Below are 17,425 nucleotides of genomic sequence, written 5' to 3'. Positions count from 1 at the left end.
TTAAGGCTAAACCTTCCTGCAAGGGGAAGGTCAAGGGGGAATTATGAATATCAGTGAAATTGCCCAGAAGATCGGTTTGACCAGCAAAGCTATCCGGTTTTATGAAGAAAAAGAGCTGATTACTGCGCCGGAGCGGGGAGATAATGGCTATCGTTATTATCAGCAAAAGCACATTGATGAGTTGGTACTCCTGCGTCAGGCGAAAGAAGTTGGGTTTACTCTGGAGGAGTGTCGCGAATTGTTGCGATTATTTCGTAACCCAAGTCGTCACAGTGCAGATGTAAAAACAGCGACTCTACAAAAAGTGGCTGAAATAGAAAAGACGATTGTGGAATTGCAAAAGATCAAGGAAAAGTTGCTGGTATTGGCGGCTGAATGCCCGGGAGATGATGGAGCGGATTGCCCCATCATTGAGCATTTATCTGGCTGCTGTTTCCATCACGGTTAATGGGGAACCGGTCTCACCTTTAATGTGATTCCGTCAACGGCGATGATTTCAACTTCGGTATTGGCCGGAAGCTCCCGGTCACAATGAACGCGCCAACTGCCATCAGCCAGTTTGACTCGCCCAAAACCGTTTTCGGTATCCGTGATTAAACGGGTACGCAGGCCAATTAATTGGTGATTTTTCTGATTAAGAACTTTATCACTCGGTTGGAGTGGGCGGTGGCGTAGCCAGCTACGCCATGCAAGAACAGAAAGCAAGGTCAGAACAGCAAACAGAATGCCTTGCAGTTCCCAGCCAATATTGGGGAAAATCCATGTGATCAGGGCAACAATGACGGCTGCGGTTCCTGTCCACAATAGATATCCCCCCGCTCCCAGTAATTCCGCAATCAGAAGCAGTCCACCAAAACAGAGCCAGAACCAAGCTGGCTGAGTGGCGATCTGTTCAATCATGGCTATTTATCCTGTTTGCTCTTCTTGCTTTCGCCAATTAATTCAGCAATACCACCAATGGCTCCCATCAAGTTGCTGGCCTCAAGTGGCATCATAATAACTTTGCTGTTATTTGCGGCACCAATGTTAGTGAGGGCATCAGTATATTTTTGGGCGACGAAGTAGTTAATTGCCTGCATATCACCATCGGCAATGGCGTCAGAAACCATTTTAGTTGCACGTGCTTCTGCTTCTGCGGCACGTTCACGGGCTTCCGCCTGAAGGAAGGCAGATTGACGTTCACCCTCTGCTTTCAGGATTTGTGATTGCTTTTCCCCTTCCGCTTTCAAAATGGCTGCCTGACGAATACCTTCCGCCTCAAGAATATCTGCACGTTTGGTACGCTCGGCTTTCATCTGAGCATTCATCGCAGAGATCAATTCCTTAGGTGGACGCACATCGCGGATCTCAATACGGGTGATCTTGACTCCCCAAGGGTTGGTGGCTTCATCAACGATTGTCAGCAGACGGCTGTTGATGGAATCGCGCTGAGACAGCATTTCGTCCAGTTCCATTGAACCCAGCACGGTACGGAAATTGGTCATAGTCAGGTTAATGATGGACAACTCCAGATTACTGACTTCATAAGCCGCCCGTACCGGATCGACCACTTGAATAAAGCAGACTGCATCAATGGTCACGTTCGCATTATCGCGAGAAATGACCTCTTGTGATGGAATATCCAGAACTTGTTCCATCATATTGATTCTACGGCCAATGCGATCAACAAACGGCATGATGATATGCAGGCCGGGCGTCAATGTACGGGTATAACGCCCAAAGCGTTCAACCGTCCATTGATAGCCTTGTGGAACAGTCTTCACACAGGTAAAGACGATAACGACAGCAATAATGATGAGGATTGGTACCGCACCAAGAGAGAGTAAATCCATAACAATTCCCTTATTCGTTAATTATGGAATATATAAGTTTTCTTTACTTAATGAAGTAAAGAGTATACATGACGGCGATATTTAGATGCCAGTGCATCCCCGATGCCCAGTGCAGAAATAATATCCATCATTGTTTTTTTCACTGCGCCATCGGCAGCCGCAAGATCTTTTTTCAAAAAGCCTAACAGCAATTCAAGGGCTTCTTCATCACGACCGACTTCGTGTAATTTTGACGCAAGTTGAATGGCAAGTTCTGCATTTTCTGGTTGAGTCGCCAACTCTTGCTGTAGTTGTCGAATCTCAGGTGAATCTGCGGCCTCTTTCTGGGACTTAATGTGTTCAAGTAACGCATGATAGCGTTCGTCCTGCTCTTCTAATGGAACGGTATCCAGCAGTTTTTGGGCGTCTTCAAGGTGATTGAGCAAAAGATACACTTCGGCTAACAATAAAGTAATCTCAGTATCTTGAGGGGTTTCTTTGTGAATTTCTTTCAGTAAAGACAAGGCTTCCTGATTTTTGCCTTCGGCAAGAAGAGCATCCACTTGCTCTAATGGTGATTTTTCCTCTTGGATCAGAAGCTGGGAAAAAATTTTTCTGATAGATTCATCTGTTTGAATGCCTTCAAAGCCCTGAACAGGCCGGGCTTCCTGCACAAACAGTACCGTAGGCAAGCCACGTACCCCAAATTGTGCAGCAAAATGAGGAAGTTGGTCACAATTGACTTTAGCCAGAATAAATTGCCCGGCATATTCGTGTGCAATTTTATCAAGGGTCGCTTCTAATTCATGGCAATGCAGGTCTTGCGGAGACCAAAAGTAGAATACGACGAGTTGGGTGAGTGAGTGCTGAACAATTTGAGTAATATTTAATTCATCAATATTAACGATATAGGCAGTACTATTGTTTGTATTCACTGTGGGTTCCATGGGCGTTTCTCTCTGATTCTTTGCTGGACGATACATGAATAAATAAGACCCGTTTGTACGTTTTTCAATGTCTATTAGCTTTTATTCGCCTTAGCTTTGCCACCGTACGATTTTATCGAGCCATCTTTCCGGGAGTATACGACGCGACACTTTGACGACGTGAGTTAATAATGTAACAGAATAACGTAATTTAGGGTTGGGGCTTTCTAAGGCGTGAATCAGTTTCGAAACGACATCTTCAGGCATCAGTGCAAAACGACTGGCAAGGCTAGGGTTTTCGACAGGATGATCCTGCTGCGTTTGATTCACATTCTCCGTAAAACGGGTATTAATTGGGCCTGGTTCTATCAGGCTGACTTTAATGCCCGTTTTTGCTAATTCTCCCCGCAAGGCATCTGACCATGCTTCGAGGGCATATTTACTGGCAGCATAGGCCCCACGCCCAGGAGTCGAAAGTAACCCCATAACAGAACTGGTCTGGACAATTCGTCCTGCACCATAAGCACGTATGGCTGGCAGTAGTAGGCAGGTAAGTTGATGGGTACCAAAAAAATTCGTGGAAAATTGTTTTTCCATCTGTTCACGGGAAATGCTTTCCAATGGGCCATAAACGCCGAATCCGCCATTATTGAATAGCCCAAATAAACGGCCACTGGTTAATTCGATTACTGTTTTGGCTGCACGTTCAACACTTTCTTTATCATCTAAATCCAGTTCAATCGGTTCGAATCCCAACTCACACATATGGGCTAAATCATCAGGCTTGCGGCAGGCTGCAAGCACACGGTAACCGCGTTGAAGGAGTGTTTTGGCCGCCGCTAACCCGATCCCACTGGAACACCCTGTAATAAGAATAGCTTTTTGCATAAATTTACCTGTTTATCTGCATCAATTTATGGAAATAAATGATTTACTATTGAGAAATATTTTGATTAAACGCTTACTCTCAGTAAGCGTTTATTGTTGCAGATAGCCTGAATACTGACTGCGCACAAAATGACAAATAAAATAGCCTGTTGGAGTAAGCTATTAAGAATGGTTGATATATGCCGATAGTTTATTGGACATCCAATCAGCAATAAAAGGCTGCGCAGCTTGGTTAGGGTGCAGCCCATCGTCTTGCATCCATTCTGGTTTAATAACAACGTGCTCCATGAAAAATGGTAGCAGAGGAATTTGGTTGTGCTCAGCCAGTGCAGGGTAAATTTTTGCAAAGGATTCGGTATAGCGTTTTCCATAATTAGGTGAAATCCGAACTTGCATTAACAGTGGTTGCGCACCGGCTTGTTTGATCAAAGTAATGCCCTGCTGCAAATCTTGCTCTATGTTTTTAATGGGAAAACCACGCAATCCATCATTTGCACCAAGCTCTATCAGAACCCATTTGGGATTGTGTTGTTTCAATAATTCAGGCAGACGTTCAAATGCCTGTGCTGTTGTATTGCCGCTGATGCTGCCGTTAACGATGGTTGTTTTTTTTCCGGTCTGCTGCCATTGCTTTGCCATTAGTCTGGGCCACGAATGTTCAACGGGCAGGCGATATCCGGCACTGAGGCTATCACCCATTATCAGCAGGGTATCAGCCGCCACCGCTCTGGCGCTGCATAGAACTAACAATAAAAGGAAAAATACATGGCTGTAGAAAGTATTCTTGAAGTTCATCATCTCACTAAACATGTCGGTCAAGGGGAACAGGTAATTAATATATTGCAAGGTATTGAGTTGGTTGTCGAGCCAGCGCAGACAATTGCATTGATCGGTGAATCAGGATCGGGCAAATCAACCCTTTTGGGTATTATTGCCGGATTGGATGATGGTAGCGGGGGAGAGGTTCACCTGTTGGGGAAAAATATCAGCCGTATGAATGAAGAAGAGAGGGCGCAATTAAGGGCAGAAAATGTCGGTTTTGTTTTCCAATCGTTTATGTTGATCCCTACCTTGAACGCCTTGGAGAATGTCCAGCTTCCCGCGTTGTTGCGTGGTGAGTCAGAAAATCAAAGTCGTCAGCAAGCCATCGAATTACTTGAACAGCTAGGATTGGGAAAACGCCTGAAACATATGCCGGCCCAACTTTCAGGCGGAGAACAGCAACGGGTGGCTTTGGCCCGGGCGTTCTGTACCCGTCCCAAAATTCTGTTTGCTGATGAACCAACAGGTAATCTTGATCGCCAGACAGGTGATCGTATTGCTGATTTATTGTTTTCCCTCAATCATGATTACGCCACGACTTTGATTCTGGTGACCCATGACAGTCAACTCGCTGCCCGCTGTCAGCGTCGTTTACGTTTGGTGGATGGCAAATTGCGGGAGGAAGCATGATCTGGCGCTGGTTTTGGCGTGAATGGCGTACCCCGTCTCTTCTGATTGTCTGGCTGTCCCTGACATTGGCCGTCGCTTGTGTGCTGGCATTGGGGCGGATTAGTGATCGCATTGATCAAAGTGTGCATTATCAGAGCCGTGATTTTCTGGCGGGCGATCTGGTCTTAAGGGCCTCGTATCCCGTTGATGAAGGTTGGCTTAAAAGGGCGCAGGATCAAGGGCTGACACTGAGTCGTCAGATCTCATTTTCAACCATGACATACGCGGGAGATATTCCGCAACTAGCTCAGGTTAAAGCGGCCGATGATCGTTATCCATTGTATGGAGAGCTGGAAACCTATCCGCAGGGGTTAAAACCGGAAAAAGGTTCTGTGCTGGTGGCACCGCGATTGCTGACATTATTGGGTATTAATATCGGGGATAAACTTGACGTGGGGGATACCACCCTAAAAGTAAGTGGGGAATTGCTGCAAGAGCCTGACAGTGGCTTTAGTCCATTCCAGATTTCTCCCCGAATCTTAATCAGTATTGAAGATGCCAAAGCGACAGGGGCAATCCAACCGGGGAGCCGATTGACTTATCGCTATATGTTTTCGGGTTCTCCGTCGGCTATCCAATCCTTCCAGCAATTCGTTGATCCGCAATTAAAAGCGGATCAGCGTTGGTTAACGCTAAAACAGGATAATAGTGCATTAGCTCAATCCATTGAGCGAGCCCAGCAATTTTTACTCTTATCAGCCTTATTGACGTTATTGCTTGCCGTGGCTGCGATGGCGGTTTCCATGGCGCATTATTGCCGCAGCCGACATAATTTGATTGCCATCCTGAAAACATTGGGAGCAGGGCGTTGGGCTTTACGGCAGTGGATTATTGGGCAATGGTTGGTGATATTGCTGGCCGCGGTTGCGGTAGGTTCTGTTTTAGGTCTGGTTTTTGAGTCCGCCCTGATTCGGATTTTAGCGGGAATGTTGCCGAAGATGTTGCCGGAAGCGGGAATGTGGCCGTGGATATGGGCGATTGGCACCTTGTTTGGCATTGCCTTGTTGGTGGGAATTCGCCCTTATCGCCAATTAATGGCTACCCAGCCTTCACGCGTATTGAGAAGTGATGTTACTGCGACTATCTGGCCATTGCGTTACTACCTGCCTGCGGTAGCCTTAATTGTGACGGGAGGGTTGGTCTTACTGGCAGGAACTAAGCCGCTGCTATGGTCATTGCTGGCGGGAGTACCCGTTATCGCATTGTTATTGGCGCTGTTGGGATGGGGCGGCTTATGGATATTGCGCCGCGTGACATTCAGCCAATTAAGCCTGCGTCTGGCCGTTAATCGTCTATTATGCCGCCCATTTCAGACCATGACACAATTGGCTGCATTTTCACTGTCATTTATGCTGTTGGCCCTGCTCATTATGGCAAGGGGCGATTTATTGAATCAGTGGCAGCAACAGTTGCCGCCTGACAGCCCGAATTATTTCCTGCTTAACATAACTAAACCGCAAATTGCCCAGGTTAATGATATGTTGAACAAATATCAGGCCAAACCCACTGAGTTTTACCCTGTGGTGTTGGCGCGCCTGACGGAAATAAATGGTCAATCAGCCATTGAATGGGCTGATGAAAGGCACCCCAATAGTACAACGGTACGTCGCGAACTGAACTTAACATGGAAATCAGAATTACCGCCTTTTAATACCCTCGTTGAGGGAACTTGGCCACCGAAGCCAAACGAAGTTTCCATGGAACAGGGCGTTGCTGAACGGCTGCAAATCAATGTGGGAGATAAGCTCTCATTCACCGGTGATACCCGGATATTTCATGCTACGGTAAGCAGTATTCGCAAGGTGGATTGGGAAAGTGTGAATCCGAATTTCTTTTTTATCTTCTCTAAAGAGACATTGGAAAATCAGCCGGCAATGTGGCTGACCAGCTTCCATTATGAAGGTGATGGGCGATTGCTGACAGAAATTAATCGGCATTTCCCGACAATCAGCATGTTGGATGTTGGTTCGATAATCAAACAGATACAAGGTATCTTGCAGCAAGTCAGCAAGGCGTTGGAAATCATGGTCGTGCTGGTTATGGTTTGTGGCGGATTGTTGTTACTGGCACAAATTCAGGTCGGTATGAGCCAGCGTCAGCTTGAATTGGTGGTATACCGCACACTGGGGGCGAGCAAAAAACTTCTGCGCCGTACACTGTGGAGTGAATTTGCATTGCTTGGTTTTATGGCGGGGGTGGCTGCGGCATTTGGCGCAGAAATTGCACTCTGGTTATTGCAAACCCAAGTCTTTAATTTCCCATGGCAACCACAATGGCAGATGTGGATTTTACTTCCTGTTATCAGCAGCTTACTGCTTTCATTATGTGGTGGTTGGTTGGGAATTCGGTTATTGCGGGGACAAGGGCAATATCGGCGCTTGCCTGAATAATTCCCGCCTATTTTCGGTTTATTATTAACAATGATGAAATAAACCTCGTTTGAAAAAACGAGGTTTATCAGCAAACTGGCTGGAAACTATCAGGCAAATTCCTCTCTTAATTTAGGCAGGAGCTGATCCCCGAAAACCTTTAACCCCTTTATGTAATCGGGAAAAATCAACATAACACCATCCAGATCACAAGTACGGATTAAATCAACCAGTTGCTTATAGCAGGTATCTGGCGCACCGATGGCAGTATGGGTCATAAAGGCATTTTGTGAGCGCTCTACCATCGCATTGCTTTTTCCATCCATATCGACGCCAAAACTGCGCATCATATTTTTGACGGCTTCCACATCCAAACCCTGACGGTAGAACTGGGCAAGGGTTTCAGCATAGGCATCTGTTTCGGCACAAATGACGGTACACATGCAGAATGTCTTGGTGGTTGTGTTGTACTCAGCGGCGATACGCTTTGCAGTTAAACTGATATTGCGGGTTTCTGCCTCATCCTTACCACCGATAAAACAAACATCGGTGTGGCGTACACTGAAACGCAGCCCTTGCTCAGATTGGCCGGCACAAACCAAATAAGGACGAGGGAGGGAAAGCGGTTTTGGTTCAGAAACGCACTGTTTTAAATGAAAATAAGTACCTTCATGAGTGACTTGTTTTTCACGCCAAAGTCGTTTGATCAACTGAGTCCACTCTTCAGTCATGGCATAGCGTTGGTCATGATCCAGACTGTCATCCCACTCACCCATTTGTTCAAATTCATCTCGGAATGAGCCGGAAACAATATTCAGCCCTGCGCGTCCCTGACTAATCTGATCCAGAGTGGCGATCATTTTAGCGGTCACAGCCGGATTATGTAGCCCGGCGTGAACTGTAGCGATCAATTTTGCTCGGTGGGTAACTTCGGCAATGCCTGCCATCATTGTGACGGACTCAAGCGAGCTGCCCCAATGATCTGTTTCACCACCGAATCCACGCCATTTACCCATGGACATAATGAAATCAAGGCCAATCTGGTCAGCCAGAATGGCAGCCTCACGGTTTTGTTTATAAGACGCATCCAGTGGCGGCGTGTTTTTGGAGATGATCCACCCACCTTTGGCAATGGGCAGAAAAACACCGAACTCTTTCTTTGACATCACTATTTCCTTGTTTGTTGTTGTTTCAGTTCATTTTGGCCCTATTCAGTAAATTGAGTGTCTTCGATTGAGCGCTTTTTCATTTTCTGAGTAGGCGGTTTCATCATCAATGTTACGACAAGAACAACAAGTACGGGGATAGCAATAATTAAGAATGCTGAAGTAAAACTACCTGAATAATCTTTGATGGCGCCGGCAAAAAAAGGTGCCAGACACGCCAGTGTAGAAATCAGATTCATGATTGAGAACAGTTCCAGATAAGGCTTACGGCCAAAATAGTTAGCCAGCAATACACTGGAGGCGAGGAAAGTCATCCCGTAGCCCATGCCGACAAACAGGGTAAATGCGATTAAGAAAGGCCATGAAGAAGCAATACTCAGTGCAATCAGGCCAAGAATGATGATAGCCAGGCTGCCAATGAGTAATTTTTTCGGATCTATCCACTCCCCGACGGCACCACCGGCCAATCGGGAAAACGCATTAATAAAGGCCATCGTGCTCAGTAGCCCTGCGGCAATGGCTTCGCTGAAACCATTTTCGATAATATGGGCAACCGCAAAGCTATTGACCGTAATACCACACCATAAAAACGCAGTATAAGTTGCTGCAATCACGTAGAATTGCCATGTCCGCAGTGCCTGATGCGCAGTCCAGCGCTGTTTAGTGCGATAAATACCGGAGGTATCCCGGCTGTTATGTTGTTGATTTACGGCCTTGGCGTGGGCAATTTCCCGTTTCCCTTCCCGAAGGGTAAAAATCGTCAGGATAACGAAAATGGTGAGTACAATGGCAGAAATCATCCAGTGCATCCGCCACGTCCCCCAAATCCGGGTTGCCAGAAAATAGATCCACGGGCCAATGACGCCGCCCAATCCACCAATCGTGAAATAGAAGCCAAAAGCAAGAGACTGTTTCTCATATAGCCGTGAAATTACATAAGTGCCCGGAACAGTAGCCAAAAAGGTAAAACCGATGCCGATTAAAGCCGTACCAATAAAATACGATGAAATAACATGTGTGTGGTAAAGATTGTAGAAACCAGCCAGAAAAATCAGCAGGCCAGTGAACAAAGTAAAGCGGACACCAGCCTTACGGATAAATATCGTCGGCAAAAAACTGGATAGCCCGCAGGTCAGCCCAAGCAGGGTGAAGCCTAAACCGGCATTCGTCCAACTCCAGCCCAGTTCATAAATCATGCTGGGCAAGACAACACCCAATGACGTAAAGGTAGTTGCTGTGGATAAAAAGTAAACCATGCCTAAAAGTATCAGCAAAAACCACTGATAAGTACGCCCGAATTTGTCGTGTTGAATGGACATTGTGACCCCATCAAGGATATAAACCATTAAAAACGGCACTATTTTATGTGTTTATTAGAAAAAGCTGTATCGAATAAACACCCCGTAGCTAAATTGATTCGTGCGAAAATCAGAAGTATCTTTTATTTTGTACTTATTTTTAACCGGATTCACAACAATCCCTGTCCATAAATGGCCGGGCTGATACCCTAATTTTTTTCCCAGGTCATAATGCAATTCAGGCTTGAAATCGACCATTTCAGGATTATCGCCTAACCCCAGTGTATAATCGAAAGTTCCGACGATGCGGAAATCCCCCAATTGGTTGCTGAAAGGAATACCATAATCAATGTGGATGCGCTGGTCGTCCCAACTCCCGTTGGCATTATTTTCAAAATAAAAGATAGTGCGTAACCAGCTGAACCCGTTTACTTGCCAATCAAGACTCAGACCGGGAAAATAATCATGTTTTACGTTCTTGGTTTTAGCAATCCACTGAGCAAACAGCACATCTTTCAATGGACCATAGGAAAAATCATATCCTGTGATTTTACTGGCACTGAGTCTTGGTACAAACTTATAGTAATAGGTGCTTTTATCACCTTTATAGTCATGCTGTAGTGAATTTTGCCAAATACTGTAGACATACATATCGCCTATTTTGTAATCACCAAAGGCTTCTACAATGGGAGAAATGGTTTTCTGGGGAGCAACTTTATTTTCGAATTGAAAGTAAAGGCTGGTATCAACCGATTGAAAATTGACAAAATCACTTGCCTGGACGCCATTGGCAATGGATAGCAATAAGGAAGGAAATAAGCCCATTTTAATTATATGGTTTTTTAGCTTGTTGATAAATTGCAAATGATTTCTCCTTTCACGTTACGGCAGAGCGATGGACAGTAGCATCGTGCTAACAGGGTAATTTTATCAAAGTTTTTTTATTACTGAAAAAACAAAATAGATTAAAAATATTATTCATATAAAAAGAAAAGTAAATAAAGAATTTTTATAAAATAGCTTTGTTTTTAGTTTTTAATTACAGAGATACTTTTAATTGCAAAAATAGGTTTAATTACCAATATGGTTTTAACGCTAATTAGCACATGGTATTACTGAATATACTATTAAGAAAGAGTATGTCACAATCATTTAATTATTTTTAAATAAAACCCATAAGTTATGATAAAAAGCTTGTGTTTGAAATAATATTATATTCAGCAGAGGAGAGGAATCATGTATACAGGCATTGTACAAGGTAAAGAAAATGTATTATCACTCAATAAAAATAACGGATTCAGTACGTTGATTGTGAGTAATCACAATCATTTTTTTGATGATGTTACTGTCGGAGCCAGTGTTGCCATTGATGGCACATGCCTGACTGTCACCCAATTCAGTGGGGATCGCGTTTCTTTTGATATTTCCGATTTCACTGCTGACACCACTACGTTAAAGTTTCTTTCGATTGGTGATGAGGTCAACATTGAACGCTCACATCAGATGAATAAAGAAAATGGCGGACACAGTCTTTATGGGCATGTAGAGGGTATAGCTGAAGTAGTAGAGTTTACTGCAACAGGTGAAACCTACCGATTAGTTATCCGAATTCCTCAAGACAACATTAACTATTTCTTCCTGAAAGGTTTCATTGGGCTTCATGGTTGTAGCTTAACCATCAACGGAATTGATGAAGAAAACAAGATGATTACTTTAAACCTGATCCCTGAAACGTTAAGGATGACGAACCTCAGTAAGATGAAAGTAGGTGATTTTCTCAATTATGAAATCGATCAGACGACAAGAACGATTGTGGATACCCTTACCAGGACACTATCAAGAAAATAATAGCGGGTAATAAAAACAAAATAGGAAGCGGTAACCATTGCCAATAGTTACCGCTTCCTGATCATTGGTTTGCTATTCCTTTGTTATGGAATATGAAAAGCCGATCAAATTAATTTATTTTGTACCCATTCCAGACCACTTTGGTACTCTGCCGGCAATAATGGCGCTAACACTTGCAATGCCATTTTCAAGGTATCCCGGTCAGAATGAACCAAATTCAAATGCCCTACCTTACGAACCGGACGAACTTCCTTTTCATACCAATGTAAACGAACCAACGGTAAACTGAGCCACGAGGGGTTCACCTCTGTACCGATCAGATTGATCATAATGGACGGAGCAAATATTTCTGGCTTAGGCATGGGCAGATCCAGTATTGCCCGTAAATGAAGTTCAAACTGGCTGATAGACGCGCCGTTTTGTGTCCAGTGACCACTATTATGAACCCGGGGTGCCAGTTCGTTGATCAACAAATTATCACCAACAATAAAACATTCCATCGCCATCACACCGATATAATTCAGGTGATCCATGATGGTAGCCAGCATTTTTTCTGCTTGTTGCTGTAATTTCTTATCCGTATTGGGTAAGGCAACACTGGTACGCAAAATGCCTTCCTGATGCAGATTGTGGGTCAGCGTGTAAAATACCGATTCCCCTTGGGCATTACGGGCACCCACCAGAGAAACTTCCCCTGAAAACGGGATCCCTTGTTCTACAATACACTCACCATAAATTTCAGGTGGCAATTCTGCTTCATCACCCGGCCGTATACGCCACTGACCACGTCCATCATAGCCGCCCGTCCGGCGCTTAACGATGATGAAGTCACCTAATTCAGCGAACAGTTGTGACCACTGGCTTGGGTCGGAAAGTAGTTTCCAGGGGGCTGTTGCCAGACCCAACGTATCCATCAATTGTTTTTGTGGCAAGCGATCGGCCAATTGCGGGAAAATATCGCGATTAATAAAAGCATTATGATGTGCCAGCTCGCGAGTTAACGCAGTTTCGGGCCAACGCTCGATTTCTGCGGTAATCACACTGCTCTGATAAGGCACTGCTTCCGGCTCTGCATCCAACCCGACGGGGTAAACTGCAATCCCCAACGGCTCACCGGCTTGACGCAACATCCGGCCCAACTGACCATTACCCAATACACAAACAGGCTTCATGCGCCCTCCCGTGGGTCAGGATTCTCCAAAACATCCTGTGTTTGTGCTTGGCGCCATTCTGACAGACGTTGAAACAAAGCATCATCATGCAGAGCCAGCACTTGGGCAGCCAGCAAGGCTGCATTTGCGGCTCCGGCTTTACCGATAGCCAGTGTGCCAACAGGAATACCTTTTGGCATTTGAACGATAGAATACAGGCTATCGACACCACTCAGCGCGGCGCTTTGCACTGGGACCCCAAACACAGGCACTAAGGTTTTGGCCGCTAACATTCCCGGTAAATGTGCTGCACCTCCTGCGCCCGCGATAATCACATCAAAACCGTTTTCCTTAGCGTGTTCGGCAAAATGAAAAAGCTTATCGGGGGTTCGGTGTGCCGAAACAACCTCAACATGGAAAGGAATATCAAGAGAGGTCAAAATATCGGCTGCATGTTGCATGGTCGCCCAATCACTTTTTGAGCCCATGACAATGGCGATTTTGGCGTGATGCTGCGCCTCTATTTCTGTTGTAGAAGTCATAGCTGTTGTGGGATCAGAGCTGGCCGTCATAAATCAGATGCTCCTGTATAGAGTGTCTACCAGAACAAAGGTGATGTTTAAGGCGACGGATCATATCACGCGAATTGCACAAGGAAAACGTTTGTGTTACCTGATTTATCTATTTTTCCAAAATAAATAACGCAATTCAAAATGGGAAAGATATCAACTCAATGGATGTTTCTGTTACTTTAAACATCGAACCGTGATGATGCCATGCGCCCAATACACCGCGATACACCGTTTTATTATCGATTTGAAGATCATGTATTGCCGGGCGATGGGTGTGCCCGTGAATCATCCAATCGGCCTGATGTTTTTCAAAGTGTCTGATAACGGCTTGTTGATTGACATCCATGATGGATTCAGACTTCTGAGTATTGGCATATTGGCTGCCCGCCCGCATTTTGGCTGCAATTTTCAACCGAATGAATAAAGGAAGAAGTAAGAACAGACGTTGTATCCACGGAGTATGTACCCGCTTGCGGTACTGCTGATAACCGATGTCATCTGTGCATAGTGTATCGCCATGCAGGATTAAAATACGCTTGCCATACAATTCCAGCACGTTTTCCTGTGGCAGTAAGATCAAACCACTCTCTCTGGCAAAACGGGAGCCCAGCAGGAAATCACGATTACCGTGAATGAAATAACAGGAAATCCCCTTCTGTTTTAGTTCATTGAGTGCGTGGGCAACTTTAGTGTGTAGAGGGTTGGGATCATCATCACCAATCCAATAATCAAAAAAATCACCGAGGATATAAAGATTCTCAGCATGGATTGCTTCTTCACGTAAAAAACGAAGAAAACCGGCAGTAATTGCCGGTTCTTGCTCACTGAGATGTAGATCTGCAATAAACAGTGTACTCATGTAACGATTAACTATTCTCTAACAGTCATTATTCGCTAACGGTAACACGCTCGATGATCACATCTTCGCGTGGTACATCTTGGTGCATACCGCTGCGGCCAGTGGAAACGCCTTTGATTTTGTCAACCACGTCCAGGCCTTCAACCACTTCGGCGAATACGCAATAACCCCACCCATCAGGACGTTCTGAACGGAAGTTCAGGAAATCGTTATCAACAACGTTGATGAAGAACTGGGCAGTTGCAGAGTGCGGATCATTGGTACGCGCCATTGCAAGGGTGCCACGGCTGTTTTTCAGGCCATTGTTTGCTTCGTTCTTGATAGGATCTTTTGTTACTTTCTGCTTCATGCTTGGTTCAAAGCCACCGCCTTGAATCATAAAGCCATTGATCACACGATGAAAAATTGTGTTGTCATAAAAGCCTTCAGAGCAGTAATTTAAGAAGTTCTCAACAGTTACCGGCGCTTTATCCGCGAAAGTATTGATCACGATATCGCCAAAGTTGGTGTGGAAAGTCACCATAATAAAAATCCTAATAATAGTTTTGATTGACCCTGTATTCTAGGGGGTTCGGAACAACCGCTGTTATATCATATATGAGATTTTGAGTCAGTACTCTGAAATCGTATCAGAACAAGGTGGTTTGCGGCACTTGCAAAGCACTGCATATCAAGGTGAAATACCTCGCTTGGCTTCTCTATATTCTGGTTTATTTATATCGCTGATAAAGAGGCCTATAATCAGCGAATTCATTCTATTTTATACACGTACATCTTTAATACACGTACATCAATTTTTACGGAAAACCCCCTGATGCTAAAAATTTTCAACACTCTCAGCCGCCAAAAAGAAGAATTTAAGCCGATTCATGAAGGGAAAGTGGGCATGTACGTGTGTGGCATTACCATTTATGATTTGTGTCATATTGGTCATGGCAGAACGTTTGTTGCATTTGATGTTATTGCCCGTTATCTGCGTTATCTGGGATACGATCTCACCTATGTCCGTAACGTCACTGACGTGGATGATAAAATCATCAAACGTGCCATTGAAAATAATGAAAGCTGTGACGATTTGACCACACGCATGCTGGCAGAGATGCACAGCGATTTTGACGCGCTGAATATCCAGCGCCCGGATTTAGAACCTCGTGCAACGCAACATATCGCAGAGATTATTGAAATCGCGTCAAAGCTGATTCAGCGTGGACATGCTTATGTTGCGGCTAATGGCGATGTGATGTTCTCCATTGATACCAACCCTGATTACGGCTTGCTTTCCCGCCAGGATCTGGAGCAATTACAAGCGGGAGCGCGTGTTGAAGTCGCAGATGTAAAACGCAATCCAATGGATTTTGTGTTGTGGAAAATGTCCAAGCCGGGTGAGCCTAGCTGGGAATCCCCGTGGGGAGCCGGTCGTCCGGGTTGGCATATTGAATGTTCTGCCATGAACGGCAAGACGCTTGGTCACCATTTTGATATTCACGGCGGCGGTTCTGATTTGATGTTCCCACATCATGAAAACGAAATCGCGCAATCCACTTGTGCCCATGATGGCCCTTACGTTAATTACTGGATGCACTCTGGCATGGTCATGGTAGATAAAGAGAAGATGTCCAAATCTTTGAACAATTTCTTTACTATCCGCGACGTGCTGGAATATTACGATGCTGAAACTGTGCGTTATTTCTTGCTGTCTGGTCATTATCGTAGCCAACTGAACTACACAGAAGAAAACCTGAAACAGGCTCGTACTTCCCTTGAGCGTTTGTATACTGCACTGCGCGGTACAGATAAAACCGTTCAACCGGTTGGTGGAGAAGCATTTGAAGCTCGTTTTACAGAAGCGATGAATGATGATTTTAATACACCAGAAGCGTATTCAGTCCTGTTTGACATGGTTCGTGAGATCAACCGCCTGAAGGCAGAAGACGTTACTGCGGCGAATGGGCTGGCGGCTGAATTGCGTAAGCTGGCGGGCGTTCTTGGTCTTTTGGAACAAGATCCTGAACATTTCTTGCAGGGCGGAGCGCAAGCGGACGATGACGTCGCTAAAATCGAAGCACTCATCAAACAACGTAACTATGCCCGTAAGAACAAAGAGTGGGCATTGGCAGATGCAGCGCGTGATCAGTTGAATGAAATGGGCATTGAGCTGGAGGATGGCCCACAGGGAACAATCTGGCGTCGTAAGTAATCGATTTCTGATTGATTGAACGTTGTTATCTCACAGAACCGCCCTTGATATGGGCGGTTCAATTTTTTGAATTTACTTTTTTACCGCAATATTCTTATTTGCAATACATGAGCGGAATAAAAACGTCAGATTTATCGATGAGTATTCAAATACTCAGGATAGAAAGCATTTCCAGTGTGATACGTGGTTTTTCCAGAAACAGAGTTTCGTTTCATGGCAACAAAAGAATCATTATTTAAATGTTCTGGTACTTGATGTGTGCTATCACTGGAAGCAAGATTAAGAAGAGAAATTGTCACTCTACGTTTAGAGTTACTTAATTTATAAGACATACCCAACAACCTTCTTGCAGCTCGATTACTTAACATAATTAACCCCGTTTCAGTTGTACGTAAGCTTCCCAGTATAGCAACTTATTAGAAAATCAAAACATTGCTGGCATGATTGTTCATCGAGACATCGTCAGCATCACATATTTTGTGGATAAAACCAGATAAATCTATTGCTAGTCACATCAATATCATGATGCCTATTATTATCTACTCGTATGGGATGCTGCGGTTTTTTAAAAAAAATCATACGATGATTTAGCAGTAGATCAGAGTAATTAGCTTTAGTACCTATTAATTTTCCCATTGAAGCTTTCACTGGCTTTTGGGTGAGATTGGAAAATTTTTGAGCGAAGCCTGTTTCTCCCAGATAGCAACAGCAAAGTCTTATACTATTAATATTATATTTATTTAACGCGATGCTCGACTTTAACATCCTATGACGTTGGCTTGTTGAAGCCAGTCGCGTTGACTTTTACCTTGTTTAAAATTGGCAAAAATGCCCAACGTATGAGAAAGC

At 44.6% G+C, this 17,425-nt stretch carries 18 protein-coding genes; 5 read left to right on the top strand and 13 right to left on the bottom strand.

The features are described 5' to 3' along the window. Positions 1-43 precede the first annotated feature (43 nt). Positions 44-448, top strand: a complete 405-nt coding sequence (gene cueR, locus AAC854_RS10355; RefSeq protein ID WP_340617028.1) for a Cu(I)-responsive transcriptional regulator — start codon at positions 44-46, stop codon at positions 446-448. Here cueR and AAC854_RS10350 read toward each other — a convergent pair. The 5 genes from AAC854_RS10350 to tesA all read right to left on the bottom strand — a co-directional run bounded on the left by AAC854_RS10350 (position 445) and on the right by tesA (position 4,420). Next, positions 445-900, bottom strand: coding sequence for an NfeD family protein (locus AAC854_RS10350; RefSeq protein WP_340617027.1), 456 nt, complete (start codon positions 898-900; stop codon positions 445-447). The genes cueR and AAC854_RS10350 overlap by 4 nt on opposite strands. Positions 901-902: 2 nt before the next feature. Then, entirely contained in the window at positions 903-1,832 is a 930-nt protein-coding gene (locus AAC854_RS10345; RefSeq protein WP_047964242.1) for an SPFH domain-containing protein, read from the bottom strand. Between the two features lie 47 nt (positions 1,833-1,879). Continuing rightward, positions 1,880-2,758, bottom strand: coding sequence for a tetratricopeptide repeat protein (locus AAC854_RS10340; protein WP_340617026.1), 879 nt, complete (start codon positions 2,756-2,758; stop codon positions 1,880-1,882). Between the two features lie 90 nt (positions 2,759-2,848). Continuing rightward, positions 2,849-3,625, bottom strand: a complete 777-nt coding sequence (locus AAC854_RS10335; protein ID WP_340617025.1) for an SDR family oxidoreductase — start codon at positions 3,623-3,625, stop codon at positions 2,849-2,851. Positions 3,626-3,787: 162 nt separating this feature from the next. Then, a complete protein-coding gene (gene tesA / locus AAC854_RS10330) occupies positions 3,788-4,420 on the bottom strand; it encodes a multifunctional acyl-CoA thioesterase I/protease I/lysophospholipase L1 (protein WP_340617040.1) in 633 nt (210 codons plus the stop codon). Here tesA and ybbA point away from each other — a divergent pair. Next, positions 4,391-5,077 (top strand): putative ABC transporter ATP-binding protein YbbA, encoded by a 687-nt coding sequence (gene ybbA / locus AAC854_RS10325; protein ID WP_340617024.1) that lies wholly within the window; start codon positions 4,391-4,393, stop codon positions 5,075-5,077. The genes tesA and ybbA overlap by 30 nt on opposite strands. After that, on the top strand, positions 5,074-7,506 hold the full coding sequence (gene ybbP, locus AAC854_RS10320; RefSeq protein WP_340617023.1) for a putative ABC transporter permease subunit YbbP: 2,433 nt from the start codon (positions 5,074-5,076) through the stop codon (positions 7,504-7,506). Before ybbA ends, ybbP begins: the two co-directional genes overlap by 4 nt. An 89-nt stretch (positions 7,507-7,595) precedes the next feature. On the opposite strand, the gene AAC854_RS10315 is transcribed toward ybbP, so the two are convergent. The 3 genes from AAC854_RS10315 to AAC854_RS10305 are packed head-to-tail and all read right to left on the bottom strand — an operon-like array spanning position 7,596 to position 10,813. Continuing rightward, entirely contained in the window at positions 7,596-8,651 is a 1,056-nt protein-coding gene (locus AAC854_RS10315) for an LLM class flavin-dependent oxidoreductase (RefSeq protein ID WP_340617022.1), read from the bottom strand. A 41-nt stretch (positions 8,652-8,692) separates the two neighbouring features. Next, on the bottom strand, positions 8,693-9,970 hold the full coding sequence (locus AAC854_RS10310) for an MFS transporter (protein WP_340617021.1): 1,278 nt from the start codon (positions 9,968-9,970) through the stop codon (positions 8,693-8,695). Positions 9,971-10,024: 54 nt separating this feature from the next. Beyond that, positions 10,025-10,813 (bottom strand): outer membrane protein OmpK, encoded by a 789-nt coding sequence (locus AAC854_RS10305; RefSeq protein WP_340617020.1) that lies wholly within the window; start codon positions 10,811-10,813, stop codon positions 10,025-10,027. A gap of 372 nt (positions 10,814-11,185) precedes the next feature. On the opposite strand from AAC854_RS10305, the gene AAC854_RS10300 reads away from it, so the two are divergent. Next, entirely contained in the window at positions 11,186-11,797 is a 612-nt protein-coding gene (locus AAC854_RS10300) for a riboflavin synthase subunit alpha (RefSeq protein WP_340617019.1), read from the top strand. Between the two features lie 104 nt (positions 11,798-11,901). Here the strand turns inward: AAC854_RS10300 and purK are convergent, their stop codons facing one another. The 4 genes from purK to ppiB all read right to left on the bottom strand — a co-directional run bounded on the left by purK (position 11,902) and on the right by ppiB (position 14,902). Next, entirely contained in the window at positions 11,902-12,969 is a 1,068-nt protein-coding gene (gene purK, locus AAC854_RS10295) for a 5-(carboxyamino)imidazole ribonucleotide synthase (protein WP_340617018.1), read from the bottom strand. Continuing rightward, positions 12,966-13,490 (bottom strand): 5-(carboxyamino)imidazole ribonucleotide mutase, encoded by a 525-nt coding sequence (gene purE, locus AAC854_RS10290; protein ID WP_340617039.1) that lies wholly within the window; start codon positions 13,488-13,490, stop codon positions 12,966-12,968. Before purE ends, purK begins: the two co-directional genes overlap by 4 nt. A 166-nt stretch (positions 13,491-13,656) precedes the next feature. After that, the gene (locus tag AAC854_RS10285) at positions 13,657-14,379 is read right to left on the bottom strand and encodes a UDP-2,3-diacylglucosamine diphosphatase (RefSeq protein WP_340617017.1); all 723 of its coding nucleotides are present in this window, start codon (positions 14,377-14,379) and stop codon (positions 13,657-13,659) included. 28 nt (positions 14,380-14,407) lie between these two features. After that, positions 14,408-14,902, bottom strand: coding sequence for a peptidylprolyl isomerase B (gene ppiB / locus AAC854_RS10280; protein ID WP_340617016.1), 495 nt, complete (start codon positions 14,900-14,902; stop codon positions 14,408-14,410). A gap of 291 nt (positions 14,903-15,193) precedes the next feature. Here ppiB and cysS point away from each other — a divergent pair, with 291 nt between their 5' ends. After that, positions 15,194-16,576 (top strand): cysteine--tRNA ligase, encoded by a 1,383-nt coding sequence (gene cysS, locus AAC854_RS10275; protein ID WP_340617015.1) that lies wholly within the window; start codon positions 15,194-15,196, stop codon positions 16,574-16,576. A 131-nt stretch (positions 16,577-16,707) separates the two neighbouring features. Here the strand turns inward: cysS and sra are convergent, their stop codons facing one another. Then, complete coding sequence (gene sra, locus AAC854_RS10270) at positions 16,708-16,944, bottom strand: stationary-phase-induced ribosome-associated protein (protein WP_340617014.1); 237 nt, start codon at positions 16,942-16,944, stop codon at positions 16,708-16,710. Between the last annotated feature and the right edge of the window lie 481 nt (positions 16,945-17,425).

It is taken from the genome of Xenorhabdus entomophaga, assembly GCF_037996725.1.
In the GTDB taxonomy this organism is placed as follows: Bacteria; Pseudomonadota; Gammaproteobacteria; order Enterobacterales; family Enterobacteriaceae; genus Xenorhabdus; species Xenorhabdus khoisanae.
Note: the sequence above shows the minus strand (reverse complement) of the source record. Positions and strands in the feature narration are given on the sequence as shown.